At 62.1% G+C, this 1774-nt stretch carries 3 protein-coding genes; all 3 read right to left on the reverse strand.

Annotation, left to right across the window (positions count from 1 at the left end; translation table 11 throughout):
* On the reverse strand, positions 1-896 hold an 896-nt coding region (gene tnpC, locus AC0L21_RS37810), incomplete at its 3' end, for an IS66 family transposase (protein ID WP_473267052.1).
* 45 nt (positions 897-941) lie between these two features.
* A complete protein-coding gene (gene tnpB, locus AC0L21_RS37815; RefSeq protein ID WP_425304745.1) occupies positions 942-1262 on the reverse strand; it encodes an IS66 family insertion sequence element accessory protein TnpB in 321 nt (106 codons plus the stop codon).
* A gap of 23 nt (positions 1263-1285) precedes the next feature.
* Positions 1286-1687, reverse strand: coding sequence for an IS66-like element accessory protein TnpA (tnpA, locus tag AC0L21_RS37820; protein ID WP_473267055.1), 402 nt, complete (start codon positions 1685-1687; stop codon positions 1286-1288).
* Positions 1688-1774: the final 87 nt, after the last annotated feature.

Below are 1774 nucleotides of genomic sequence, written 5' to 3' on the forward strand. Positions count from 1 at the left end.
GGCGGCGCAGGCCCGGCGAACGGCCGGTCATCCCGCACATAGGTCCATATCCGGCCGGTCGTGCACTTGCCCTTCGCCAGGATGCGGATGGTGGTGTCGTCGCCATGAAGGCGCTCGGCCGCGAGCACATGACGCTCGATCAGCTGGAACAGCGGCATGACGGCGAAGGTTCCGCGGCCGACCTGGTCGGCCAGCGTCGACAGCGGCAGGTCGATCCGCTCAGCCTTGAAGCGCACGCTCTGGCGATTGAGCGGGATATGCATGCCGAACTTGTCGAACAGCATTGTCGCCAGCAATTGCGGACCGATGAAGCCGCGCGGCGTGGCATGGAACGGTGCCGGCGGCTGGCTGATCTTCTCGCAATCGCGGCAGGTGAACTTCTCGCGTACCGTCTCGATCACCTTGAAGCGACGCGGGATCTCCTCCAGCGTCTTGGTCACATCCTCTCCGACCTTCGCCAGCCGAGATCCACCGCAGCAGGCGCAGCTCGTTGGAGCCTCAATGACGACGCGCTCGTGTTCGATGTCGTCCGGCCATGGCTGGCGAACCGGCCGCTTGCGCATGAAGGGGCGAACGTTCTGCGTCTTCGCTGCTGCGGCCTGCGCGGCAAGCTCATTCTCGGTCGCCGTTGTGGCGAGTTCTTCGAGCTCCAATTCCAACTGCTCGAGTAACCGCGCCGTGCGCTCGGAGCGCTGCCCGTGCAGTTCGCGTTTAAGCTTCTCGATCCGTAGCTCAAGATGAGCGATCAGCACCTCGCTGTCCGACAGCTCCGCCCGCGCGTTGGCGGCATCCGCGACTGCCACATCGCGTTCAGCCTGCAACGCCTCGCGCTCGGTCAGCAGAGCAAGGTAGGCTCTCGCGAGATCCGACGGAAGATCGTCCGGCTTCGATGTCATGACGCCATTGAATCAGATCGAGCATCAGATTCAAACCCAAAACGATTATCCGACCCGCGTCGGCCGCTGGGTTTCTTGCGGATTGCGCCAATCGATCCCGGACAGCAGATAGCTCAACTGCGCCAGCGAGATCGTTACCGCTTCACCGGCAACCGATGGCCAGATAAACTTTCCTCTCTCGAGTTTTTTTGTGAACAAGCAGGCTCCCTGACCATCGTGCCAGATCACCTTCACAAGATCGCTGCGGCGACCGCGGAAGACAAACAAATGACCGCTGAGCGGTTCTTTGTGCAGCACCTCCTGCACTTGGAGGGCCAGCGACGGAAAGCCTCTGCGCATATCCGTATAGCCTGTCGCCAGCCACACTCGCACATTCCCTGGTACAGCAATCATCGGCGTCCAAGCACATCGAGGACCCGCGCCAGCGCCTCCGGATCGACGTGCGCATCCACCCGGATGCACCGTCGGTTGCCGAGATCGATCTCTATCAATCCAGTACGTGCGGCTGCCGCCGAGCGAACTCGGCCATCAACCGTAGGCAAAAGCTTCGCAGTTTCTTCAGTCGAGGCCGCTACGGCGGCGATCTGCACCGGCGTAAAAGATGGTACAACTTGTTCCGATGTCCGTGCTTGTCGACGCCAGGTAAACACCAGGCTGGCCGCTACTCCGTTGCGCCGCGCAACCTCAGTTACCTTCGCGCCCGGTGCCAGCGTCTCCTCGACAATCCGTGCCTTGTCGTCCTGCGACCAACGCCGCCGCCGCTCCAGCCCGCCCAAAACCTCGACCCGCATCGCCTGATGACCTTAAAGCTAGACTTAAGGTCACACGCTTCGCGAATTACCACCCCTCACGCAAGACGGCCCCCATCGGAGGCGTAC

It is taken from the genome of Bradyrhizobium sp. WSM4873 (assembly GCF_055811355.1).